The sequence below is a fragment of the Gemmatimonadota bacterium genome (genome assembly GCA_016720805.1).
Lineage (GTDB): Bacteria > Gemmatimonadota > Gemmatimonadetes > Gemmatimonadales > GWC2-71-9 > Palsa-1233.
The window spans coordinates 286417-309747 of the sequence record JADKJZ010000001.1 but is presented as its reverse complement, the minus strand read 5'-3'; the positions used below and the strand labels follow the sequence as shown (position 1 = coordinate 309747).

Below are 23331 nucleotides of genomic sequence, written 5' to 3'. Positions count from 1 at the left end.
GGCGCGTCGACGTGATGGTGGCGAGCTACGGTCTCGTCGTCGCCGCACTCGGCGCCACCCGGCTGACGCAGCGCGGCGTACCGTGGATCATCGGAGCGCACCTCGGCCTCCCGCTCCTCTCCTGGCTGATCACCCGCGCCTCCAACAGTGTCGTGGGGCGCGTCCTGGGCGCGAGCTATCCGGTGGTGCTGCTGGCCGGTCTCTATTCCGCGATCGATGTCATGAACGGTTTCGGCGCCGCCACCACATGGGACGCGCCACTGCAGGCCGCCGATGCATGGCTCTTCCACAGTCAGCCGAGTCGTGATTGGTGGCGCGCGGCGCCGAGCGCGTTCTGGTCCACGCTGCTGCACGGCGTCTACTTCTCCTACTACATCCTGGTCCCGTTGCCGGTCATCGTCTTCCTGGCCCAGCGCCGCCCCGCGGCACTCGAGCGCTATCTCGACGGACTGATCGCGACCTTTCTGCTCTGCTACGTCACCTACCTGCTGCTACCGGTGGCGGGACCCTACTACGAGTTTGCGCGGCCAACCGGTGCCTTCGTCGACAACGAGGCGGCGCGGCTTGTCTATGCCACGCTCGCCCGGGGGAGCGCGTTCGGTGCCGCGTTTCCCTCGTCGCATGTTGCCGCGACCGTTGCCGCCACCGTCGGTGCCTGGCTCGGCTCGCGCCGTCTCGGCATGGCGATGGCAGTGCCCACCGCGTTGCTGGCCGTCGGCGTGGTCTACTGCCAGATGCACTACGTCGTCGACAGCGCGGCGGGCGTGCTGCTTGGTGTGAGCGTTCCGTTGGTGATGGCCTGGGGGCAACGCAACGCGGGGGCGTCCGATGGACGCCCCCGCGAAGATGGTGCAACCAACGTCCGGCTTACTGGACGGTGATCTTGCCGTGCATGCCCATCGCCATGTGCGGCAGGCAGGTGAACCGGTAGTCACCCACCGGCGCGCCGGCGAAATTGATCGTGATCTCTTCGCCCGTGTTCAACAGCGCCGACGCCAGCGGGCCCTGCTTGTTCAGGATCGCCGCATCGATGACCGCCGCGGCGCCAGCCGGGATGCTGTCGGCATGGAACTGGACGTTGTGCAGGCCGCCCGAGACGCTCTTGAACGTCACGGCATCGCCCGCCTTGATGGTGAGCTCGGCCGGCGAGAACTTGAACGTCGTGCCGTCCTGGATCATCTCCACCACGTGGGTGGTGCCCGTCACGGCCGCCGTCGTCGGTGCGGTCGCTTCCGGAGTCTCGGTCGACTCCGCCCCTTCCTTCTTCTCTCCACCGCAGGCCGCGAGCACCAGGGCCACTGCAGCAATCATCGCAGGAACGCGCATTGTTCGTCTTGCCTCATCCCTGGTGTGTGATGTGTGCGTCGATGCTGCCCCCCGGCAGCGCCGGCTCCCGGCCACCAGGATCACGGGAAGGCGGAAGGATAACGCCATCGCCCGTGTTCCTCTAGGCAAGGGGAGTCCGGCGCTGGCGATTCTGGCCGCCGTCGCTAGTTTCCGGCCCGTCAGGAACACCCCCGCACCTCTCGCCCCGGACCGACATGTCGCTCCCCCCCTGTAGCTCGCTCGGCCGGCACTGCCGGGCGCTGAAACTCACCATCCGGGTGGCGGCGATCGAAGGGGATGAGGACCACGACGCGACGTGGCTTTTCGGTCACACCCAACGGATCGACTTCGGCAAGACGTTCGAGGACGACGAGGAACTCTGGGTTGACGCCGAGGTGCACGTCCCTTGTCGCCATCTGGAACAGCTGGAGAACGGCACCGTGCGCTGCGGCGGCTACGGCTACACCGGAAAAGTGCCGACCCCGAAGCGGCCCCCTGCGCCGCGCCGCCTCGGGGGCGACCAGTTCAAAGTCGTGGACCATCATCGTCTGGTGACGCGCACCCTCAAGGCGCCACCCCGGATGCTCCCCGTCCTGGAGCACGACCTGGCGCCGGACGCCAATCCCTGTGCGTCGGCGCCCTGCCGCACCGCCGATCACACCCGCAAGGCGGCGTGCTGCCGCGACCTGCAGGTCGACATTCGCTGCACACCGAAACAGCCGAAGCTGGAATCGCTCCTTCGGAACCGGAAGTCACCCTACCTCTGCAAGGTCGAGCGGGAAGACGAGCTCCTCCTGAATGCGGAGATCATCTCGGCCTGCACCTATCTTCTCGAGGATGGGCTACATTGCGACCTGCACGGCAGGCTCCGGGCCGACGGCCGACCTGCCAAACCGCTAATGTGTTCACACTGGCCTAAAAAGAGGACAGGTCTCCATCCCGGGTGCGCCTTCCGGAGCCGTCGAGTATCACTCTAAGTCGTTGCAGTACAATGGTTTGTGTGGATGTGTGCAAGCTGGCGCACGGTGTGCGTCTTCTATGTGGCGTCACCCGCCTCCTGGAGGACCAATGGCATTCGATCTCGAAGGTCTCTACCGAACCACCTATGACTCCGTCGTCCGCTTCCTGTACCGCAAGGTGTGGGATGCCGATCGTGCCGAAGACCTTGCGCAGGAAGTCTTCATGCGCGCCCTGCACCACCAGCCCGAAAAGCCGCGTTCCTGGGTCTTCGCCGTCGCCGCCAATATCGCGCGCGACGAGGCTCGCTCAGCGATTCGCCGCCGCAAGCATCTGGTGCTGCTGACGCACGAACCGATCGCCTCGCCGTCGGTGGGCAAGGAAGTCGAGGAGCGGATGGATTCCGAGGCGCAGCAGGCCGAAGTGCAGCGCGCCTTGGCCACGCTCTCGCCGCGAGACCGCGAGGTCCTCTTGTTGTGGGACGCCGGGTTGTCCTATCCTGAAATTGCCGAACAGACCGGGTTGGCCGTTGGCGCCGTGGGCACGACGCTCGCCCGCGCCCGCAAGCGCCTGGTCGCTGCCCACGACATGCTGGAGGAGTCCGATGAGCAGGTGCGCTCGTCCGCACGTGCCTGAGGAGGAGTTCCACGCCTGGCTCGACGGTGCCCTCTCCAAGGTGCAGTCAGCCGAGATCGCGGAACATCTGCTTGGATGCCTGATCTGCCGTGCGGCACACTCCGAGGCCGTGGCGACGCGTGACCGCGCGACCGCCATTCTCGCCTTCGCTGCCCCACTGGGCCACCGCCGGGCGCCGCCGATGGTCCAGCACACCTCGCGGCGCCGGCAGTCTGGGATCGCGGCGGCGGTGGGCGTGTTGATGCTCGGTGGCTGGCTCGCGAATCAGCCCGCGACCCTCACGCTCCCGACGCCGCGCCTCTCCACGATGGCGTTCGTGGCGCCGGCAATGCACGCGTCCTTCCTCGAGAACGCGGCGCTGCAGGAGACCGCGACCCAGTCGCGGAGTGCGCGACTCGCCATCGAGGGCACGCTGCGGCCGCAAATGGTCCGTCCCGCCGCGGCCAGCCGGGGAGTGGTTGAGCTCGCACCGGTTGCGGACGTCGACCCTGCCATCAGCTGGGAGGCGATCAGCTGGGACGAGGCGCTGACCGCCGCCGGTGGTTCACTCGCCCGCCTCGAAGGCCTCCCGGTGACCGGCGTTCGGCTGCAGCGGAACGGGGTCGGGATCCGGCCGACGTTCTTCGTGAAGCAGCGGTTGCCGGATGGTCGGGCGGTCTGGGTCATCGAAGGCCCCGAGGATCGCGTGGAGCCGGTGCACGCAGCCGTGGAAGCGTCCGGCCTCTCCTCCTCGGTCGCGCTTCGGACCAAGCCGGATTACGTCACCAGCGGCGAGTCGACGACCCGCACGCTCCGGCTGGTGACGATCTCCGCCTCGCTCCCGAAGGATTCGGTGGATGCGTTGACGGCGAAGTTGAGGCTGGAGTAGTCGTTAGCCGTCAGTCGTTAGTCGTTAGGACAGAGAACAGCGAAGGCCTGCTCCCTTGCTAGGAAGCAGGCCTTCGTCACGTCCAATGACTAACGACTAACGACTAGTGCCCCTGCTCCTTCTCCAGCGTGATCATCGCCAACCGCGGACTCACCATCGGATACGTCTTCGCGAACCAGCCGTAGCAGAGGAAGAAGAGGCCGAGGAAGAGCAGGACCGGGCCGAGTTCGGGGAGACCGAAGACCGGGCCCGACTCGAGGGTGACCGACGGCATCACCATCAGGTAGCGCTCGAGCCAGAGGGCGCAGAGCGAGATCGTGGCGAAGAGGCCCATGGTGAGCGGCATCTTCTTGGGACCGACGCCGAGCAGGCCGGTGAACGGAATCACGAACATCCCGAGGAAGACCGCGGTGCCGACCGGGCGCCAGGGTCCCCAGAGGCGCGCGAAGACGAAGCCGGTCTCTTCGGGGAGGTTGCCGTACCAGATCACCAGGAACTGGGCCCACATCAGGTAGGTCCAGAAGACGGTGAAGCCGAAGCAGAGCTTGCCGAGGTCGTGGCGCTGCTTGGCCGAGATGAACTCGTCGAGGCCGACGGCCTTGCGCGAGTGCAGCATGAGGAGCGCCAGCAGCATGTGGCCGCCGAGGAACGACCCCATGAAGTACCAGCCGCCGAGCAGGTTCGAGAACCAGTGCGGCTGGAGCGCCATGATCGCGTCGAAGGCGACCATCGTGAAGACCATCGCGTAGGTCGCGGCGTAGATCGGCGCCAGCTTGTAGGTGCTGGTGTGGTTCTTCGCCTCGTCGTAGCCCTGCAGCATCGCGTCATACTTCGCCTGACGCGCCCCGGCCTTCCCCTTCATCAGCGCCAGGTCGGCGAGGATGTCGGTGCGGATGAGGCGAATGCCGATCCAGTAGAGCAGCGCGAGCCCGCCGACGAGGCGGACCGCCATCCACGGCCGCGAGAGCCAGAGCGCCTTGCCGTGCGACAGCCCACCAAGCTCCTCGGCCATGTGGCCGTAGATGTCGTGGTAGCCCAGCGTCAGCACGAGGACGGCGCCGATGAGCGACACGGGGATCATCGCCGACATCGCCTGCGAGAGGCGGATGATGACACCCGACCACTTGGCATTGGCGATCTTGTGGACGGCGGTGATCGCGATCGAGCCGCCGGTGAGGCCGGTCCAGAAGACCCAGTTCACGTGGAACGTCTGCCAGGCGCGGTGCGACCCCTCGCCCATCAGCGCCATCACGAAGAGCGCGAGCCCGACGACGGCCAGGCCGGCGCCGATCATCGTGAAATTCTTGTAGTCAGCGGTAAGGCTCTTCTCGACCAACCGGTCGCGGATCGCCATCAGATCGGCGGCCATTACTTGGTCCCTCCGGCAGGGGCGGCCGGCAGCGGCGAGGCCGCCTGCAGCGAACGCACGTAATCGACCACGGCCCAGCGCTCATCGCGGCGGACGATCTTGTCGCCGTACTGCGGCATGACGCCACGGCCGTAGCGGATGATGCTGTAGAGGTAGCCATCGGACCAGCCGCGCGCGGCCGGTGTCAGCAGCGAAAACGCGGCGACATACACGCCGACCGGGCCGTCGCCGACGCCCGTCGGGCCGTGACAGGTCTGGCAGTAAATCTCGTAGACTTCCTTGCCGCTTCGCGCGCCCGGAAGGGGCGGGGTGGTCGGGCGGACCTGCCGATTGGCGACGACGGTGTCGAACCCGTACTGCGGGAACGCCGCCGTGGGATCGCCAACGCGGTAGTCACGCTCGCCACCGCCGACCGGGACGATCCCCGCCGGAACATTCCGCGGGATGTCGGTCCGCTGATACGGATGGACGCCCTTCGAGAGGATCATGTGGTCGAACCAGGGCACCTTGTGCATCAGCTGGTCCGGCGACGGCACCTCGTTGTACCACCAGTTGCAACCACCCGTCCCCAGGAGGACGGCGGCGAGGAGGACCTTACGCATCACGGGTGACCTCCACGGAGCCATGCCCCGTCAGGAGCTGCTCGACCGCCGCGGCCTGATCGGCTCGGCACGGAACGAAGACGCCGATGTGGTCGTCGCTGAACTTCGGATGATACGGCCGACCCTTGAGCGACTTCATCGCGGAGAGGATGATCACGCCGAGGACGGTGGCCAGGGAGCCGAAGAGAATCGTCAGCTCGAAGCCGATGACGACGAACGACGGGATCGCCGTGATCGGCTTGCCGCCGACCAGGAGCGGCCAATCGCTCGACATCCAGATCGCCAGCGAGAAGCCGGCAGCGCAGCCGGTCAGGCCGGCGAAGAGCGTCCAGAGGCGAACCGGCGAGATCGGGTCGCCGACGGCAGCCTCGAGCTCGTGGTTGTGCGCGGCACAGTAGACGGTCAGGTCCTTGTGCCCCGTCGCCTTCAACTCGCGGATCGCGTCCGCGGCGGCATCAACATGGGCAAAGTGGGCCAGCACGCCCGGCACGGAGGCAGCCATCAGTGCGCCCCCCCATGGCTGGACGCCTTCCGGCGGGGCATCGGGATCATTTCCTTGATCTCCTGGATCGCCACGATGGGGAAGTTCTTGTAGAACAGCGTGAACCAGAGCCCGAACCAGCCGAACGAGCCGAGCAGGACGAGCCAGTCGGCCCAGGTCGGGTTGATCTGGCCCCAGGCGTACGGGACATAGTCATTCGCCAGCGACGACGTGACGATCACGTAGCGCTCGAACCACATCCCGAGGTTGATGAAGATCGAGATGATGAACAACGAGGTCAGGTTGGTCCGGATCTTCTTGAACCAGAGCAGCTGCGAGACGAAGGCGTTGCAGATGATCATCGCCCATCCCGCCCACCAGGCCGGTCCGAACGCGCGACGCCAGAAGGTGGTCTGCTCGAAGGTGCTGCCCGAGTACCAGGCGACGAAGTACTCCATCCCGTAGGCGTAGAAGAGGATGGTGCCGGTGAACAGCGTCAGCTTCGAGAGATTGTCGAAGTGGTAGTCGGTGATCATGTGCTCGACCTTGAGCACCTTGCGGAGCGGGATCATCAGCGTCAGCACCATGCCGATGCCCGAGTAGATCGCGCCGGCGACGAAGTACGGGGCGAAGATCGTCCCGTGCCAGCCCGGCACGATCGAAACGGCGAAGTCCCACGAAACGACCGAGTGCACCGAGAGCACCAGCGGCGTCGCGAGGGCGGCGAGGTACAGGTAGGCGCGGCTGTAGTGGCGCCACTGCGAGTCCGCGCCGGTCCAGCCGAGCGAGAGCGCGCCGTAGAGCTTCTTGCGCCAGCCGCTGACGTGGTCGCGCACCGCCGCGATGTCCGGCACGAGGCCGACCATGAGGAAGGTCGACGACACCGTGAGGTAGGTCGAGATCGCGAAGACGTCCCAGAGCAGCGGCGACTTGAAGTTCGGCCAGAGGTAGCGCGCGTTCGGGTACGGAATCAGCCAGTAGAAGATCCACTGCCGGCCGATGTGGATGATCGGGAAGAGCGCGGCGGTCATGACGGCGAACACCGTCATCGCTTCCGTCGCCCGGTACACCGCCGTGCGCCACGGCGACCGGAAGAGGAAGAGAATCGCCGAGATCAGCGTGCCGGCGTGGCCGATGCCGACCCAGAAGACGAAGGTGGTGATGTACACCGACCACATGATCGGCGGGGCGTAGCCGGCGAGGCCGAGCCCCTCCTTCAGCAGCATCGTCACCGTGCCGAGGAGCACCGCGGTAAGGAACGCCATCGTGCCGAGCAGGATGTAGTAGCCCTTCGTCGGCTTCGACGTGATGGTCGCCAGGACGTCACGGGTGACTTCACCGTGCGTCTGGGTCGGCCGGGACGGATCGTGCGCGATCACGGCCATCTCAGTGGCCCTCCCCGGCGGCGGCCGGTGCGTGGGTCACGGGCTCCGCATGCAGCACCTTGGCCAGGTACGTCACCGCAGGCCGCACATTGGTTTCCTCGAGCATGGTGTAGCCGCGCGGATCGCGCTTCGCCTTGACCACCGCGGCCTCCGGGTCCTTCACGTTGCCGAAGGTCATGGCGCCCGACGGGCAGCCCTGGACGCAGGCCGGCTGGATCTCGCCGTCGCGCACCGCGCGATCCTCGAGCCTCGCGATGTTCTGCTTGTCGCGGATGCGCTGGACGCAGAAGGTGCACTTCTCCATCACGCCACGGGCACGCGTCGTCACCTCGGGATTGAGCTGGAGGTTGAGCGGCGCCGGCCAGGCGGTCTCGTTGTACTTGAGCCAGTTGAAGTAGCGAACCTTGAACGGGCAGTTGTTGCTGCAGTAGCGCGTCCCGACGCAGCGGTTGTAGACCTGGCCGTTGAGGCCGTCCGGCGTGTGGTACGCGGCATAGACCGGGCAGACCGGCTCGCACGGCGCGTTGTCGCAGTGCTGGCACATGACCGGGGCGAAGCGCGCCTCGAGCTTCTCACCGTCGGTGCCGCCCTCCCAGTACCGCTCGATGCGCATCCAGCTCATCTCGCGACCCTTGAAGATCTGCTCCTCGCCGACGGTCGGAATGTTGTTCTCGGCGTAGCACGCCGTGACGCAGGCCGAGCAGCCGGTGCAGCGCGACAGGTCGACCGCCATGCCCCACTTCGGGGTGGCATCGTCGGCGTAATTGCCGAGCTTCCAGCGCTCCTTCTGGGCCTCGTACCAGCCGTCGATCGCCTCGGTTTCCTTCGGCGTGTTGATCTCGTGCTCGGCATGTCCCGCGGCGCTGTACGCCTCCTTCGGCGTCATCCCCTTGGCGGCGTACGCGAGCGGCATCGCCTCGATGATGCCACGGCCGAGCTGGCGCGTGGTCCCTTCCGTCTTGGAGACCTTCCGGTAGTCGCCGGTGGTCTTCACCGAGACCTTGGTGGCGACGTACGGGAGGAAGCCCTGGCCGTCGGCGGCGCCGAGGAGGTCGAGCGGATTGGCGCCGCGACCCTTGGCGTAGCGGCCGTACTCGGTGTGCCCGAGACCGAGCGGCATCGCGAGCACGTTCGGGTGCACGCCCGGGAAGACGTAGACCTGCGCGCGCACGCTGCCGTGCGGCGACGTCAGTTCGAGGAACTCACCCTCGCGCACGTCGATCGCCTTGGCGGTGTCGGGGTGAACCTCGACCCAGCTCTGCCAGGTGATCTTGGTCATCGGGTCGGGATTCTCGAGCAGCCACGGCTTGTTGGCGCCACGGCCGTCGTAGTACATCGACGAGGCGTAGGGCAGCAGCGTGTAGGCGCCGTCACCGTCGAACGTCGGCGCCTTCCAGCTCGGCGCACCGGCGCTGACCGTGGTCGGCTGTGCCGTCGCCGGGGCCGCCGCATAGACACCGCCGCTGCCGAGCGCCATGCGCCAGGCCTCGTCGGCATCGCCCACGAGGTTCGGAGCCCACGCGCTCTTCAGGTAGGTCTCGAAGTTCGGCGCGGTGAAGGCGGCCATCGGACCGGCGACCTTCTTGGCCACGGCGAGGAGGACGTCGCCGGTGTGCTTCGCAGCGAACACCGGCTCGGTGACTGGCTGCAGCAGCCCGGTGACGCCGGCGCGCGGCCGGAGGTCGTCCCACCGCTCCAGCGCGTGCAGGTTCGGGATGATCAGGTCGCACGCCGCGGCGGTCTCGTCGAGCACCTGCGCGGTCGAGACCTTGAAGCCCGCCTTCGCGAAGCGCTCGGTGAACTTGCCGCTCTTCGGCAGGGCGTAGAGCGGGTTGGCCTCGTGCACCAGCAGCACGCCGACCTGGCCCTTGTCGATCGCGTCAAAGAGCCCGGTCACACCGGCATAGCCGTCGTTCGTCGCCGGCTCGGCGCCGAAGACGACGGTCTTGCCGAGATTGCCAGCCACCAGGTTCAGCGTGTTGACGGCGGCGCACAGGTCGATCGCGCCGCGGTGCTGCGCGGCGATACCACCGGCGACCGCGAGCGACGGCTGGGCCGCCGCAAACGCCTCGGCGATCGCGGCGAGCTGCGCCTCGGCAACGCCCGTCTCCTTGGCCACCATGGCGGGCGTGTAGGCCGACAACGACCCGGCGAGCGGATGGCCGCGCTTGGCGGCGACCAGCTGCGCGATCCCGAGGGCAACCAACGTCTCCTGTCCCGGCGCGACCTGGACGTACTCGTCCGCATTGGCGCCGGTCAGCGACATCCGAGGGCCAACGAAGACGTGCTTCGACATGGTGCCGTCGTGCATGCCGTGCGAGGTGGCGAAGCCTCGCTGCTGCTCGACCACCGGGCCCCAGGTCTCGAGGAAGTCGGCGCCGAACGACAGGATGTGCTTGGCGGCGCCAAACTCGTAGCTTGGCAGGTCGGTGCGGCCGAAGCTCCGCTCATTGGCCTTGCGCTCCGCTTCGCGCGCGAACGGTTCCCACTGCACCACCTGGCCGCCAATGGCGGTGACCCAGTCGCGCACCAGACCGGTGAACGTGGACGGACCATACCCGTTGAGGACGGCCACCTTGCCCGGCGCCGCAGCCACCTTGGCGGCGAGACGGGCGATCGCGTCATCCCAGGTGATCTCGTCGAAGCCGCCGGCGGCGTTCCGCGCCATCGGGGCGCCGAGACGATCGGGATTGTAGAGCGCCTGCAACCCGGCCTGGCCGCGGCTGCAGAGCGTCCCCGCGTTCACGGGGTGCTCCGGATTCCCCTCGAGCTTGATGGGGCGTGCCTCGCGCGTCTTCACGTGCAGGCCGCATCCCGTCGCGCACTCGGTGCACGTGCTGGCATACCACGTCGCCACGCCGGGCACCTGCTGCTCCGACTGGACGAGGTACGGCACCAGCTTGGCCACCCGGTCGGTCGAGCAACCCGAGAGGGCCGCCGTTCCCGCGCCGGTCACACCAAGCACCTTGAGGAACTGTCGCCGGTCGACCCCGGTGGTTCCCTGTTCGTCGGCCATCGCCGCTCCCTGGTCAGGCAGTCGCGTCGTCATATCAGTAGTGGCACACGGTGCAATCGCGCGAAACCTTCCGCTCGATGTGACAGCTGATGCAGAAGCCCATGTTGTTCACGTTGTTGACCTTGTAGACCTGCGGCATGCGCGCGACGTTGCCGTGGCAAGTGGCGCAGGCATTCGCGCCGAGCGCCTTGATGTGGCGCTGGTGGGGGAAGTGGACGTGGCGGGCCAGCTCGTGCACCCGGGTCCACTCGACCGGAAGCTTCTTGCTCCAGGCGTCCCTGAGCTTCTGGATCTCGACCTTGTTCTCCTTGGTCTTGCCGGCGACCGCCGCATGACACCCCATGCAAGGTCTGCATGCTCGGAATGCCAGGCTCGGACGAGACGTTGGCCGAGTAGTGGCAATACTGGCATTGCATCTTCAGCATGCCGGCATGCACGTCGTGTCGGAAGAGGATCGGTTGCTTGGGGCCCTTGAATCCCGCCGAGTCGGAGGCCGTGAGGGCCGCGATGGTGGGGGGGGCCGCCTTCTGGGCGCCGAGCGGCGAGAGGAGCGCCATGGCGCCCGTCATCACCACCGCCGCACCGAGTCCACGGAAGAACCGCTTGCGCATAGTCGCTGACCGCCGAAGAGGATCCGACTTTGTGAAAGATTTCACGATCGAGGTCCTGCAGTAAGAAGGGGTCGCCTGCGACCCCCTCTGCCGGGCGCAAAGTTAGCGGAGGACCCCCCTCCGTTCAACTACGGTCGGTCCGCCGAAGGAGGGGGATCGCCGGCGGTACCCGCCGCCTCGGCCGGGGTTCCCCTCGGCGCGTCGCGCTCCCGGGGCGGCAGCAGCCCCGCCCGGCGCATGTAGTGGCCGACCTCGAGGCCGATGGCCCGGAGGAGGGTGGCCTCCCGGCCATCCGGATCGGCCCGGTAGATCAGTTCCCGGAAGCCGCGCATCACCAGCTCCGGATCGCGCTTCTTGAAGAACTGGATCGCCGTCAGGGCTCCCTCCCAGTCGTGAAAGAGCGCCTCCATCTGTTCGTGCGTCGCCGGCCCGGCCGCGTGACGCGGCGCCTTCAGCGGAATCGTGTCGCCCCCGCGCGCCACCCAGAGCTCGTGGGCCATCACCGCCCACGCCTGCGCCAGGTTCAGCGACGAATAGTCGGGGTTCGCCGAGATGGTGACCAGCTGTGCGCAGCGATCGAGCTCCTCGTTCTGGAGCCCGTGCGCCTCGCGCCCCGCGAGAATGCCGACCCGGCCGACCCGCGACCGCTCCACCAGCTCGGCCGCCGCCTCGCGCGGGCGCAGCGTGGTCCGTTTGGCGGTGCGCTCGCGGCCCGTGAGCGCCACGACGTGGGTCAGGTCGGCGAACGCCTCGTCGAGCGAATCATGAATGGTCATCCGGTCGAGCAGGTCGGCGGTGTTGTGCGCGACGCCTTCGATGCGATAGTGATCGATCGGGCACTCGGGTTGGACCAGCCGCACGTCCATCACGCCGAAGTTCTTCGCGATGCGAATGCATGACGCGAGGTTCACCAGATCCTGGATCGCGACCAGCACCAGCACCGGTGGCTCGCCCTGCAGCTGGTCGGTCATCCGCGGAGCAGCACGCCGGCCGCCGCTTCGGCCGCACGGATCGGGTCGAGGTAGTCGGCCTGCTCGCCCAGCGAGGCCCGCAGACCACGGTACTCCTCGCGCACGGACGCGAGGACCGGGGCCGCCACGCCCACCTCGCGCGCCAGCGCCTCGGCGATGCCGATGTCCTTCTCGAGCAGCGCGAGTCGGAAGAGCTGCGGGTAGAGCCCGGTGAGCACCCGCTCGGGAATCAGGACCTCACTCACCATCGACCGGCCACTCGACGCATTGAGGACATCGATCGCCGCGCGCGGATCGATCCCTGCCTTGGCGAGCGTGACCATCCCTTCGCCGAGCGCGAGGATGTGCACCGCAAGCAGCGCGTTGTTCACGGCCTTCATCGCATGTCCGGCGCCCACCGGTCCGAGGTGCACGACCTTCCCCGCGAACGGCGCGACGACCTCCTCGGCCCGCGCGACATCCTCCGCCGTGCCGCCGCACATGATGGTCAACGCCCCTTCGCCGCGAGTGGCGGGCCGCCGCTCACCGGGGCGTCCACGAAGGCGATGCCCCGCTCGGCAAGGCGCGCCGCGATGACGCGCGAGGTGGCCGGATCGCCGGAAGTGCAGTCGACCAGGATCGCCCCCTCGGCGAGGCCGGCGAGGAGCCCCTCCGGCCCCTCCAGCAGTGCCGCCACGTCCCCCGAGGTCGGCAGACAGGTGATCACCGCGTCCATCCCGGCCGCCACTTCGCGCGGGGTGCGGGCCACGGAGACGCCCGGGTGGTCGGCCGCAAAGGCCTCCGCCTTGGCCGGCGTCCGGTTCCAGACGACGAGCCCCTCGCGGGCGGCGCAGCGGTCGGCCATGGGGGTACCGATGGCCCCCAGGCCGGCGAATCCGATCTTCATCACGACTCCAGTGGTGCGGGACGGCTAGAATCTAGGGGATGTCCACCCGGATCCTGCATTGCGATCTCGACGCCTTCTTCGTCGAGGTCTGCCGCCGCCACGACCCCGCCCTCGAGGGCGTCGACCTGCTCATCGTCGGCGGCCGGCGGCAGTCGCGCGGCGTGGTGCAATCGGCCTCGTATGGGGCGCGCGCGTTCGGGGTGCGGAGCGGCATGCCGATCGCCGAGGCCGCGCGGCGCTGCCCCGGCGCCACGTTCGTGAAAGGGGAGTTCGCGTGGTACAAGGAGGCGTCGCGCGCGGTGCGCGCCGTGCTGGATCGTCATGCGCCACTGGTCGTGATGACCGGCATGGACGAGGGCTACCTCGATTTCAGCGGCACTGACCTGCTGCATCCCGTCTCGCTGCTCGACGTGGCCACGCAGATCCGCCACGACGTGCGCCAGAGCGCCGACCTCGACTGTTCGATCGGCATCGGGCCGAACCGGATGCTGGCGAAGCTCGCCTCGGACTATGCCAAGCCCCGCGGGATCTGCGAGGTGCGCAGCGGATGGGAGCGCGGTTTTCTGGCGGGCCTGCCACTCAAGGCACTGCCGGGGATTGGCCCCAAGACCGCGGACCGCCTGGCGGCGCGCGGCCTCAACGACGTGGCGCAGGTGCAGGCCATGGCCGTCGACGACCTCGGCGCGCTCCTCGGCCGCGAGGAGGCCATCGCGCTCAAGCGACGCGCCGATGGCGCCGGTGGCAGCATCGTGCGCGCCTCGGGCCCGCCGAAGTCGGTCTCGCGCGAGACGACGTTCCCGCGCGACGTCACCGACGGCGCGGCCCTCGACCGCATGCTGCATCTCCTCACGGCGCGCGTCGCCGGGCAGCTGCGGGACGAAGGACTGCAGGCGGGTGCCGTCGTGCTCAAGCTGCGGCACTCCGACTTCACGACGGTCACGCGACGCACCACGCTGACCTCCCCGACCGCGCTCGACGCCGAGTTGATGGCGGCCGCCCGGCGGCTCCTCGCGCCGGCACTCGCGGCCGCGCGCAGCAAGCGGCAGGCAGTGCGCCTGCTCGGCATCGCCGCGACCGCCCTTGGCCAGGCCGAGGCACCGGACCTCTTCGAACCGGAGGCGCGCGGCAAGGCACGCGAGGTCTCGCGCGCCGTGGACGCGGTGCGGGCACGCTTCGGCTTCGAGGCGATGCAGGCGGCCCGCCTCGTGGGCCGCCCCGACCCTCGCCGCGCCGATGGCGCCGGGGACGCCGACTAGATTTCCGGCTGGACACTTCACTTCCGGAGCAACGCATGGCGACCGCCGAAGGCCGCACCATTTCATTCACGGGACCCGAAGCCATCGACGTGGCGGTCCTCGAGACCTTCCCGTACCAGGGGCCCGATCAACAGATCGTGACCACCACGGACGAGTTCTCGGCGGTGTGCCCGTTCAGCGGACTTCCCGACATTGCGAAGCTGACGCTCGAGTACGTCCCGAGCGATGCCTGCATCGAACTCAAGAGCCTCAAGTACTACATGATGAGCTATCGCAACGTGGGGATCTTCCAGGAGCACGCGACGGCACGCTTCGCCGAGGACCTGCAGCGGGTGCTCAAGGCGAAGCGGCTCTCGGTGACGACGGTCTACAACGTCCGTGGCGGCTTCCTCACGACCTGCACCGTGGCGCTCCCAGGGTAGCCCGGCGGCTTGCTGGTTCCGGTACCGGACTGCATCCTCAAGGTGGCGGCGTTTGCCCTTTCTGCAGCCTGTCGCCACCCTCGGACCGGAGAGCCTACCGCCATGCGCCTTCCCCTGCTCTGCACGATCCTCCTCGCCGCCTGCGCCGGTGGCGAGAAGGCCCCCGCTCCTGACGATTCGACCACACCCGTCGCGCCGGCGCCCCCGCCGGCACTGACGGCGGCTCAGGTGACCGGTGCCTGGAACGGAACCTCCAAGTTGGCCGGCACGGACTCGGTCGTATCGACATGGACCGCCACCGCCACCAGTGACAGCACCGGCACCTTCGCAGTACCGGGAGAGAAGGTCGTGAACTACACCGCGGTCTTCTCGGGCGACAGCATGGTCGCCACCTCCGAGGCCCACTCGACGAAGATGTCGGGGAAGGCCAAGGTCATGTGGGTCTCGGTCGGCCGACTCGACGCCGCCGGGGCGCTCGTCGGGACCGGCACCACGATGCTGGCCGAGAAGCATGACTCCGTCCTCGGCCGGGTGACCTGGACAGCGACGAAGCAGCCCTGACGCAGCCTGAAACGTGAGCGGCGGCCCCCACCTGCATTCTGGTGGGGGCCGCCGTTTTGTCAGTCGTCGGACGCACGATTCTTGCTCGGGCAGGCGGCGTCATGGCCCTCTCCCCCGAATTCATCGCCCTGCAGGAATCCGTCCTGGGCCGCTACTCCCTCGAGCGCGAACTCGGGCGCGGCGGCATGGGCACGGTCTATCTGGCGCGTGACGTGAAACTGGACCGTCCGGTCGCCATCAAGTTTCTCCATGCCGACCTCGCGGCCGATCCTGCCGCGCGCTCCCGCTTCCTGCACGAGGCCCGCACGGCGGCCCGTCTGGCGCACCCGCACATCGTGCCGATCTACGCCGTCGAGGCGGCAGGGGCTCGCCCCTTCCTGGTGATGGCGTTGATCGACGGGGAAACGCTGGGGGCCCGGGTGCGCCGCCGGGGTGCATTGCCACCCGACGAAGGGGAGCGATTGCTGCGCGAGGTCGCCTGGGCGCTTGGCTATGCCCACGCGCAGGGCGTGGTGCACCGCGACCTGACCCTGGAGAACGTCCTGATCGAGCGCGATTCCGGCCGCGTGCTGCTCGGCGACTTCGGCCTCGCGACGGCACTCGAGGCGATCGAGTCGCAACCACGCTTCGGCACCCCAGGCTATCTCGCGCCCGAGGTGATTCGCGGCGAGCCCGCCACGGCCTCGAGCGACCTCTACGCCCTCGGCGTGGTCACCTGGCATGCGCTCGCGGGCCGAGCGCCGTTCGAGGCGGACACCGCCGCCGCCGTGCTCGCCAAACACCTGGTGCAACCGGTCCCCGTCCTGGCACCACTGGCGCGCGGTGCGTCGCGCCGGTTGGTGGCCGCCGTGGAGCAATGCCTCGCCAAGGATGCCGATGCACGGCCTGCCGACGCGGCGACGCTGCTTGCACTGCTCGAGCGCGCGCCGGAGCCGGTCGCGATCGCACCGGCCCTCAAGCACTGGTTCACGCGCTGGGAGCGCTTCCGCCCCATCTACTCCCTGGCCACGCCAATCCTGGCATTGCAGACGTGGCTGCTCTTCTGGGGATCGCAGCGGTTCGAGTCGCAGGCGCTGCTGATCGCCGCCGGCATTTCGTCCGTGCTGAGCATCACCGCGATCCCGCTGCTGGCGCACCTCGGCTTCGAGGCGTGGGCGCTCCGTGCCCTCCACCGCGTCGGCTTCGGCATTGCCGATATTCGCGCCGCCTACCCGCATTGGCGAGACACCCTCGAGCGCGAGCGGCGCAAGGAGGGCATCCCGCCGCTTCCCGGGCGCGTCGTCTTCGACCTGACGGTCGTCGGCGCCGTGGTGCTCGCGATCGTCTTCGGCTTCATCTATCCCAACATCGAATCCTGGTACAGCTGGAGTGCCGAGGCGATCTACGTGAAGACCACGATCCTCAGCATGTCGAGCACGCTCTATCTCGCGACGCTCACCGGGGTCGGCATCGGCTTCGCCTCGCCGGGCTTCCGGATCGCGCCGAATGGCCGCTTCCGTCGGCTGGTCGAGCGCTTCTGGCAGTCGCGCTTCGCCGCGGCCGTCACGACGCTCGCCTCGCTGGGCCAGCCACAGCGCCTCGCGGCCGCATCGACCCTCCATCGCAACACCGAGCTCGTCCTCGGCCTCGCCGTCGACGATCTCTGGCACGCGATCCCCGCGCCGCTCCGCGACGGTCTCGGTGATGTGCCGGCGCTGGCGCACATGCTGCAAGCGAGTGCCGGCGAGCTGCGCGACATCGCCGACCGCCTCCGCGAGAGTGAGCGCGAGACCGACCACGACGAGGCGGAGCAACACCGGTTGACGGCGTCGCGCGAGGCGGTGGAACTGCGCCACCGGGAGGCCGTCGCGACACTGGAACGGCTGCGCCTGCAGTTGCTCCGGCTGGTGGCCTCGAAGGAGCAGAGCCAGGAGTTGACCGCACATCTTGCGGGCGCGCGCGAGCTGGAGCAGTCCCTGTTGGTCGATCTTGCCGCCCACAACGAGGTGCGCGTGCTGCTCGGCCGTCCCGCGCGCCGCGCCGACGCGGGCTCCACGCCGACGCCCACCCCGAAGGCCGCGTGACGGCACCCGCCGACGAGACGAAGCTCTTCGAGCGATTGCAGGAATCGCTGGCGGGCACGTGGTCGATCGAGCGGGAACTCGGTCGCGGCGGGATGGGCACCGTCTACCTCGCGCGCGACGTCGCGCTCGATCGGCCGGTGGCCCTGAAGGTGCTGCATCCGGCACTCGCCGCCGACCCCGAGCAGCGCGAACGCTTCCTCCGCGAGGCACGCACCGGCGCCCGGCTCTCCCATCCGCACATCGTCCCGATCTACGCCGTGGAAGCACAGGACGACCTGGTGTTCTTCGTGATGGGGCTGATTGACGGCGAAAGTGTCGGCGATCGGCTCCGCCGCGAGGGACCACTCCGCGGCGAGGACGCCGAACGCATCCTCCGTGAGGTGGCCTGGGCGCTCTCGTATGCCCATGCGATGGGCATCGTCCATCGTGACGTCACCATCGAGAACATCCTCCTCGAGCGGCAGACGGGCCGGGCCGTGCTGGCCGACTTCGGCATCGCCGCGGCCGTCGATCGCGACGGCGAGGAGCCGCTGCTCGGCACGCCATCGTACATCGCCCCCGAGGTGATCCAGGGCGCGCAGGCGACAGCCGCCAGTGACCTCTACGCGCTCGGCGTGACCGGCTGGACCATGCTCGCTGGGCACACGCCGTTCATGGCCGACGACACGCCGGCACTCCTCCTCAAGCACCTGACCGAGCCGGTGCCGCCGTTGCTGCGAGCCGCACCAGGCACCTCGTCGCGATTGGCGCGCGCGCTTGAGGCGGCGCTGGCGAAGGACCCCTCCGCGCGTCCGGATGGCGCCGAGGCCTGGCTCGCATTGGTGGCGGGGGATGGCGAACGGGTGGCACTCGCCGACCCGCTCCGGCGCTGGGTCACGCGATGGGAGATGGTCCGCCCGTTCTACGCGCTCGGCATGTCGGTCACCGCGATGCTGACCATCGGCGCCATGACCAACTTCACCAGCGTCCAATTCTACGGCCGCTATGGCAGCCTGATGACCGCCGGCTTCTTCGCGGCGATGACCTTTGCCGTCATCGGCACGGTGCATCTCGGCATCGAGCTGACCCTGCTGCGGCGCCTCGCGAATGCGGGCTTCCACCATGGCGACCTCGTGCAGGCGCTGGCGAGGGCTCGTCAGGCCGCGCAACGCGCGGGGCGGCGCACGGCGTCGCTCCTCGGGCGGGTGGTCAATGACGTGGCGTGGCTCGCCGGCCTGACCTGGCTCCTCCTTGCCCTCGGCCTGGTGCCCTTCCTGCTGCCCTACTCGCCGACCGGCAGCGACTGGTCCCGCTTCGGGGACGTGATGGAACTCGTGGCGACCATCAGCCAGTACTGCCTGCTGACCTTCCTGTCGGGCCTTGGCTTCAACTTCCTGGTGCCTGCCTTCCACTTCACGCCGAATGGCCTCTGGGCGCGCCTCCGCGACGGCTTCTGGGGCTCCGCCCTCGGCGCGGGGATGTTGAAGCTGGCCTCGTTCGGCCTGGGCAAGTCCGAAGGGACCGACCGCACGCTGCATCGGCCCACCGAGCTGGTGCTCGACCTCGCGATCGAGGAGATGTGGCAGGCACTGCCCCCAAGCGCACGCGAAGGGACGGCCGACCTGCCGAAGATTGCGCGAGCACTCAGCAACCGCGTCGCCGAGGCGCGTGAGTTGCGCGCGGCACTGCAAGGACCGCGGGTGCGCCGCTCCGCCGAGGCCGACGCGCTCGACGCACGATTGGCCACGCGGCAGGAGCGCGCCGTGATCGCACTCGAGCGGCTGCGCATGGTGCTGGGCCGTGTCGGCGGGGCCGCGGCGATGAGCGGAGAACTCACGGCGAAGCTGCACGATGCGCGCGCACTCGAGCAGGAGCTGCTGCTTGAGCTTGGCGCGCACGCGGAAGTCAAGCGGCTACTGCGCCAGGGCCGGGCGCCGAACACGAGCCTGACACCGAAGGCAACGCCGGCGTGACGGCGCGCGCCGAATTCATCGCGCTGCAGCAGGCGCTGGTCGGGCGCTATTCGCTCGAGCGCGAACTCGGCCGCGGCGGGATGGGGACGGTGTACCTGGCGCGCGACCTCCGCCTCGAGCGACCGGTCGCGATCAAGGCGCTGCATCCCACGCTCGCCGCAGACCCCGAGGCGTGTGCCCGATTCCTCCGCGAGGCACGGACCGCCGCCGGGCTGGCCCATCCGCACATCGTGCCCATCTACGCCGTCGAGGAATCCGACGCCGCACCACTGCTGGTGATGGCGATGATCGATGGCGAGACGCTCGGCGCAAGGCTCAGGAATCGCGGGCCACTTCCCGCCGACGACGCGGCCCGCGTCCTTCGCGAGATCGCGTGGGCGCTCGATCATGCGCACGCCCACGGCGTCGTGCACCGCGACCTCACCCTCGACAACATCCTCATTGAGCGGCACACGGGGCGCGCGCTGCTCGGCGACTTCGGGCTCGCGCAGCGCACCGACGCGGTCGATGTCGGCCCTGTGTTCGGGACGCCGGGGTACCTCGCCCCCGAATTGATCCGCGGCGATGCGGCCACGCCGGCGAGTGATCTCTACGCCCTCGGCGTCGTCGGCTGGGCCGCGCTGACCGGCAAGCTTCCCTTCGCTGGGGATGCCTCGGCGGTGCTCGCGAAGCACCTGATGCAGCCCGCCCCGGCACTCGCGCCACTCGCGCACGGGGCCTCGCCGCGGCTGGTGGCGGGCGTCATGCAGTGCCTGGCGAAGGACCCCGATGCGCGCCCGGCGAGTGCAACGGCGTTCCTCGGCGCCTTGGAACGTGCGCCCGAGCCGATTGCGATTGCCGCGCCACTCCGGGGGTGGTTCACGCGCTGGGAACGGATCGCGCCGATCTATTCGATCGCGACCCCACTCCTCGCCTTGCCCTCGTCCCTCCTGGCCTATGCGTTTTACCGCACGGTGGATCAGCGCGTTCTCGTGGCGATGATGGTCAGCACGGCGTTGTCCCTCTCGGCGATCCCGCTCGCCACCCACCTGATGTTCGAGTTCGCGCAGTGGCGACGTCTCCGCAGCGAAGGATTCACCCTGGCCGATGTCCAGGCGGCGCTCCCGCACTGGCGCGCTGCAGAGCGCATCCTGCAGGAGCGGGAGGGAATGCGGCCCCTCGCAAGCCGGGTGATTCTCGACCTGACCGTCGTCTTTGCCGCTACGATCCTGATCGACCTCCTGGTCATCGAGCCGAACATCAGCCTCCTGAAATTCACTTCAGAGGCGGTGCGCATGTGGGTACTCGGCCTCACCGGCTTCATGCCGACGCTCTACCTCTTCACGATGATCGGCGTCGGGGTCGGCTTCGTGTCCCCCGGCTTCCGGATCTCGGCACAGGGAAAGGCCAGACGGCTGCTCGACCGATTCTGGGGCACGTCGGTGGCCCAGCGTTTCGCCGCGCTCGCCGGACGAGGGCAGCGTACCCTGGCCGCGAATGCCTCGACGCTGCACCGCCCCACCGAAATGGTCCTGGGCTTGGCCGTGGACGATCTGTGGCGTGCCATACCGGATGCCCTGCGCGCCGACCTCGGTGACGTCCCGGCACTCGCCCACACGCTGGAGCGGGGCGCGACCGAGTTGCGCGGGCTGATCACGTCGCTGCAGGAGAGCGAGGCGAGCGATGGGGTCTCCGATGTCGATCGCGCGGCAATCGTCGAGACGCGTCTCGGCCTTGAGGTGCGCCATCGCGAGACGATCGCCACGCTGGAGCGCGTGCGGCTGCAACTGCTCCGGCTGCTCGCGGACCGGCAGCAGACCGGCGCACTCACGCAGCAACTCGAGGCCGCGCGGGCCATCGAGGCGTCGCTCCACCGCGACGTCGCCGGGCACGCCGAGGTTCGCCGCTTGTTGCATCGGCCGAAGCGCACCACTGGTCCAGGCACGCCAACGCCGACACCACCGCCCGAGCGCGCCGCCGCATGAACACCGCCGCTTCGCCCGACGACGAGTTTCTCGCGCTGCAGGACGCGCTGGCGGGGCAATGGTCGCTCGAGCGTGAACTCGGGCGCGGCGGGATGGCGACGGTCTATCTGGCGCGCGACGTCTCGCTCGATCGGCCGGTGGCGATCAAGGTGCTCGCCGCCGACCATGCCGCCGACCCAACGATGCGCGCCCGCTTCGAACGCGAGGCGATCACCAGCGCGGCATTGTCCCACCCGCACATCGTCCCGACCTATGCGGTCGCCGAGGCAGCGGGGCGGCCCTACCTGGTGATGGGCTACATCGACGGCGAGTCGCTCGCGCAGCGGCTGCACCGCACTGGGCCGTTGCCGATTGCCGAGGGTGAGCGCGTCATCCGCGAGGTGGCCTGGGCGCTCGGGCATGCGCATGCCACCGGTGTGCTGCACCGCGACGTCACCCTCGACAACATCCTCCTCGAACGGAGCACCGGCCGCGCCGTGCTGGTGGACTTCGGCATTGCCGCGCTCGTCGATGGCGACGGCGACGGTCCCCTGCTCGGCACGCCGGCATACCTGGCGCCAGAAGTCATTCAGGGAGAATCAGCGTCGCGCGCAAGCGATCTCTACGCACTCGCCACCGTGGCGTGGGCCACCTTCGCCGGACGGCTCCCCTACCATGGTGACGACAGCGCGGCTGTGCTGCTCCAGCAGGTGACGGCCCCGGTGCCATCGCTCGCGTCCGCGGCGCCTGCGGTGCCGCGGAGGATCGTCGCGGCGATCGAGGGGGCGCTCGCCAAGGCTCCAGTGGAGCGTCCCACGACGGTGGAGGCGTGGATCGGTTCGTGGGAGGGGCATCAGGTGGCAGTGCCTCTCGCAGCGCCATTGGAGCGCTGGCGCGGGCATTGGAAGCAGGTACGGACGTTCTACGCATTCGCCGCGACGATTACCGCCATGTTTGGGGGAATGGCGGGTGGAGCCGGGAGTTACACCGACAGGATCGCCCTCTGGATGGCCTACCTCTTCATGTTCGCGGTGCCGGGCTTAGTGGTGGCTGCAGCGATCCACGTCGCGATGGCCGCCCACCAGCTCCGACGCCTTGCACGATCAGGGTTCGGCATCGAGGATCTTCGGCTGACCCTCCGTCGTGCCGATCCGGAATCGTCGCGGACCCCCATCCCACTCGTGGGCCGGCTCACCTCGGACGCCGTCGTGGTCTCCCTGGTCGCCTATCTCGCCATGGCCGTCATGGTCCGCATGGAACCGGACTGGCGGTATGACTGGCTGATCCAGGACTTCTATCGTGAAGTGGCGAGGTGGGCCTTCGTCGGATTCTGGACGAGCCTTGGGCTGTCGGTCTTAACCCCGACCCGCCCATTCCTCCGGCCCGGGACGAGCGAGGGAATTCGCCGCGCCTTCTGGAACTCGCCACTCGGCGCGCTCTGGTTCGGCCTGACGCGCGTGGGCCTCGGCAAGCGCATCGCCGCCGCCGAGACGCTGCACCGCCCCACCGAGCTGGTGCTCGACCTCGCCATCGAGGAGCTCTGGCGCGCGTTGCCCGCTGGCGCGCGCCGCGAGGCGGCCGAGCTGCCGACAGTCGCACGCGACCTCCGCCGCCGGGTGGCCTCGTTGCGTACCATTGCGAGCCACTTCGGCGACGCAAGCCACGACGCGCCCGCCGAGGCGGCACTGCGGACCAAGGTGAGTGGGCGGATCACCGCCGCGCTGACCGCCCTCGAACAGCTGCGGCTGCAACTGCTCCGGCTCGACGACGCGACCCTGCCGACGGGTGCGCTCACGGCGCAGCTGCACGATGCCCGCGCGCTGGAACGCGAGCTGCTGACCGACCTCGGGGCGCACCACGGGATCGGGCGGCTGCTGCGGCGCAGCCCGACGCGGCGGTCGCCGGGGATGACGCCGACGCCGGCGTAGGAGCTGGTGAACGGTGAACGGTGAACGGGGCGCGGCCGATGGCCGCGCAGGGTGAGGGGTGAGGGGTGAGGTGTCATCCCGAGCAACGCGAGGGATCT

The 23331-nt window shown here is 68.9% G+C and carries 21 protein-coding genes; 11 read left to right on the top strand and 10 right to left on the bottom strand.

Translation table 11 applies throughout. The features are described 5' to 3' along the window. Window positions 1–14 precede the first annotated feature (14 nt). Complete coding sequence (locus tag IPP98_01435; GenBank protein MBL0177775.1) at window positions 15–881, top strand: phosphatase PAP2 family protein; 867 nt, start codon at window positions 15–17, stop codon at window positions 879–881. On the opposite strand, the gene IPP98_01430 is transcribed toward IPP98_01435, so the two are convergent. Next, window positions 868–1311: a cupredoxin domain-containing protein gene (locus IPP98_01430; GenBank protein MBL0177774.1), complete on the bottom strand. Its 444-nt coding sequence runs from the start codon at window positions 1309–1311 to the stop codon at window positions 868–870. The two genes, IPP98_01435 and IPP98_01430, sit on opposite strands and share 14 nt — an antisense overlap. Before the next feature lie 230 nt (window positions 1312–1541). Between IPP98_01430 and IPP98_01425 the strand changes: the two genes are divergently transcribed. The 3 genes from IPP98_01425 to IPP98_01415 all read left to right on the top strand — a co-directional run bounded on the left by IPP98_01425 (window position 1542) and on the right by IPP98_01415 (window position 3787). Beyond that, window positions 1542–2303 (top strand): hypothetical protein, encoded by a 762-nt coding sequence (locus IPP98_01425; protein MBL0177773.1) that lies wholly within the window; start codon window positions 1542–1544, stop codon window positions 2301–2303. 91 nt (window positions 2304–2394) lie between these two features. After that, window positions 2395–2919, top strand: a complete 525-nt coding sequence (locus IPP98_01420; GenBank protein MBL0177772.1) for a sigma-70 family RNA polymerase sigma factor — start codon at window positions 2395–2397, stop codon at window positions 2917–2919. Further along, on the top strand, window positions 2912–3787 hold the full coding sequence (locus IPP98_01415; GenBank protein MBL0177771.1) for a zf-HC2 domain-containing protein: 876 nt from the start codon (window positions 2912–2914) through the stop codon (window positions 3785–3787). Before IPP98_01420 ends, IPP98_01415 begins: the two co-directional genes overlap by 8 nt. A 103-nt stretch (window positions 3788–3890) precedes the next feature. Here IPP98_01415 and IPP98_01410 read toward each other — a convergent pair whose 3' ends face one another. From IPP98_01410 to IPP98_01370, 9 genes are all read right to left on the bottom strand, one after another. Further along, a complete protein-coding gene (locus IPP98_01410) occupies window positions 3891–5156 on the bottom strand; it encodes a hypothetical protein (protein MBL0177770.1) in 1266 nt (421 codons plus the stop codon). Then, window positions 5156–5761, bottom strand: coding sequence for a cytochrome c (locus IPP98_01405; protein ID MBL0177769.1), 606 nt, complete (start codon window positions 5759–5761; stop codon window positions 5156–5158). Before IPP98_01405 ends, IPP98_01410 begins: the two co-directional genes overlap by 1 nt. After that, window positions 5751–6260, bottom strand: coding sequence for a DUF3341 domain-containing protein (locus tag IPP98_01400; GenBank protein MBL0177768.1), 510 nt, complete (start codon window positions 6258–6260; stop codon window positions 5751–5753). Before IPP98_01400 ends, IPP98_01405 begins: the two co-directional genes overlap by 11 nt. Continuing rightward, window positions 6260–7624, bottom strand: coding sequence for a polysulfide reductase NrfD (gene nrfD, locus IPP98_01395; GenBank protein MBL0177767.1), 1365 nt, complete (start codon window positions 7622–7624; stop codon window positions 6260–6262). The genes IPP98_01400 and nrfD overlap by 1 nt, the downstream gene beginning before the upstream one ends. A gap of 1 nt (window position 7625) precedes the next feature. Next, window positions 7626–10673, bottom strand: a complete 3048-nt coding sequence (locus tag IPP98_01390) for a 4Fe-4S dicluster domain-containing protein (protein MBL0177766.1) — start codon at window positions 10671–10673, stop codon at window positions 7626–7628. Between the two features lies 1 nt (window position 10674). Further along, on the bottom strand, window positions 10675–10983 hold the full coding sequence (locus tag IPP98_01385; protein MBL0177765.1) for a cytochrome c3: 309 nt from the start codon (window positions 10981–10983) through the stop codon (window positions 10675–10677). 396 nt (window positions 10984–11379) lie between these two features. After that, on the bottom strand, window positions 11380–12222 hold the full coding sequence (locus IPP98_01380) for a hypothetical protein (protein MBL0177764.1): 843 nt from the start codon (window positions 12220–12222) through the stop codon (window positions 11380–11382). Continuing rightward, window positions 12219–12713: an NAD-binding protein gene (locus IPP98_01375; GenBank protein ID MBL0177763.1), complete on the bottom strand. Its 495-nt coding sequence runs from the start codon at window positions 12711–12713 to the stop codon at window positions 12219–12221. Before IPP98_01375 ends, IPP98_01380 begins: the two co-directional genes overlap by 4 nt. After that, entirely contained in the window at window positions 12710–13108 is a 399-nt protein-coding gene (locus IPP98_01370) for an NAD(P)-dependent oxidoreductase (GenBank protein MBL0177762.1), read from the bottom strand. Before IPP98_01370 ends, IPP98_01375 begins: the two co-directional genes overlap by 4 nt. A 38-nt stretch (window positions 13109–13146) precedes the next feature. Between IPP98_01370 and dinB the strand changes: the two genes are divergently transcribed. From dinB to IPP98_01335, 7 genes are all read left to right on the top strand, one after another. Beyond that, window positions 13147–14364, top strand: coding sequence for a DNA polymerase IV (dinB, locus tag IPP98_01365; GenBank protein MBL0177761.1), 1218 nt, complete (start codon window positions 13147–13149; stop codon window positions 14362–14364). A gap of 35 nt (window positions 14365–14399) precedes the next feature. After that, window positions 14400–14786 carry an NADPH-dependent 7-cyano-7-deazaguanine reductase QueF gene (gene queF, locus IPP98_01360; protein ID MBL0177760.1) on the top strand — a complete coding sequence of 129 codons (387 nt, stop codon included), beginning with the start codon at window positions 14400–14402 and terminating at the stop codon, window positions 14784–14786. Window positions 14787–14888: 102 nt separating this feature from the next. Next, window positions 14889–15347, top strand: coding sequence for a hypothetical protein (locus tag IPP98_01355; GenBank protein ID MBL0177759.1), 459 nt, complete (start codon window positions 14889–14891; stop codon window positions 15345–15347). 101 nt (window positions 15348–15448) lie between these two features. Continuing rightward, window positions 15449–17410: a serine/threonine protein kinase gene (locus IPP98_01350; protein MBL0177758.1), complete on the top strand. Its 1962-nt coding sequence runs from the start codon at window positions 15449–15451 to the stop codon at window positions 17408–17410. Next, a complete protein-coding gene (locus IPP98_01345) occupies window positions 17407–19362 on the top strand; it encodes a serine/threonine protein kinase (protein MBL0177757.1) in 1956 nt (651 codons plus the stop codon). Before IPP98_01350 ends, IPP98_01345 begins: the two co-directional genes overlap by 4 nt. After that, the gene (locus IPP98_01340) at window positions 19359–21326 is read left to right on the top strand and encodes a serine/threonine protein kinase (protein MBL0177756.1); all 1968 of its coding nucleotides are present in this window, start codon (window positions 19359–19361) and stop codon (window positions 21324–21326) included. Before IPP98_01345 ends, IPP98_01340 begins: the two co-directional genes overlap by 4 nt. Continuing rightward, window positions 21323–23233, top strand: coding sequence for a serine/threonine protein kinase (locus IPP98_01335; protein MBL0177755.1), 1911 nt, complete (start codon window positions 21323–21325; stop codon window positions 23231–23233). The genes IPP98_01340 and IPP98_01335 overlap by 4 nt, the downstream gene beginning before the upstream one ends. Window positions 23234–23331: the final 98 nt, after the last annotated feature.

Coding starts and splice junctions, on each gene's coding strand:
- IPP98_01335 (MBL0177755.1), top strand. CDS start 21,323: ATGAACACCGCCGCTTCGCCCGACGACGAGTTTCTCGCGCTGCAGGAC.
- IPP98_01400 (MBL0177768.1), bottom strand. CDS start 6,260: ATGGCTGCCTCCGTGCCGGGCGTGCTGGCCCACTTTGCCCATGTTGAT.
- queF (MBL0177760.1), top strand. CDS start 14,400: ATGGCGACCGCCGAAGGCCGCACCATTTCATTCACGGGACCCGAAGCC.
- IPP98_01390 (MBL0177766.1), bottom strand. CDS start 10,673: ATGACGACGCGACTGCCTGACCAGGGAGCGGCGATGGCCGACGAACAG.
- nrfD (MBL0177767.1), bottom strand. CDS start 7,624: ATGGCCGTGATCGCGCACGATCCGTCCCGGCCGACCCAGACGCACGGT.
- IPP98_01355 (MBL0177759.1), top strand. CDS start 14,889: ATGCGCCTTCCCCTGCTCTGCACGATCCTCCTCGCCGCCTGCGCCGGT.
- IPP98_01430 (MBL0177774.1), bottom strand. CDS start 1,311: ATGATTGCTGCAGTGGCCCTGGTGCTCGCGGCCTGCGGTGGAGAGAAG.
- IPP98_01385 (MBL0177765.1), bottom strand. CDS start 10,983: ATGGGGTGTCATGCGGCGGTCGCCGGCAAGACCAAGGAGAACAAGGTC.
- IPP98_01425 (MBL0177773.1), top strand. CDS start 1,542: ATGTCGCTCCCCCCCTGTAGCTCGCTCGGCCGGCACTGCCGGGCGCTG.
- IPP98_01350 (MBL0177758.1), top strand. CDS start 15,449: ATGGCCCTCTCCCCCGAATTCATCGCCCTGCAGGAATCCGTCCTGGGC.
- IPP98_01370 (MBL0177762.1), bottom strand. CDS start 13,108: ATGAAGATCGGATTCGCCGGCCTGGGGGCCATCGGTACCCCCATGGCC.
- IPP98_01380 (MBL0177764.1), bottom strand. CDS start 12,222: ATGACCGACCAGCTGCAGGGCGAGCCACCGGTGCTGGTGCTGGTCGCG.
- IPP98_01435 (MBL0177775.1), top strand. CDS start 15: ATGGTGGCGAGCTACGGTCTCGTCGTCGCCGCACTCGGCGCCACCCGG.
- dinB (MBL0177761.1), top strand. CDS start 13,147: ATGTCCACCCGGATCCTGCATTGCGATCTCGACGCCTTCTTCGTCGAG.
- IPP98_01410 (MBL0177770.1), bottom strand. CDS start 5,156: ATGGCCGCCGATCTGATGGCGATCCGCGACCGGTTGGTCGAGAAGAGC.
- IPP98_01420 (MBL0177772.1), top strand. CDS start 2,395: ATGGCATTCGATCTCGAAGGTCTCTACCGAACCACCTATGACTCCGTC.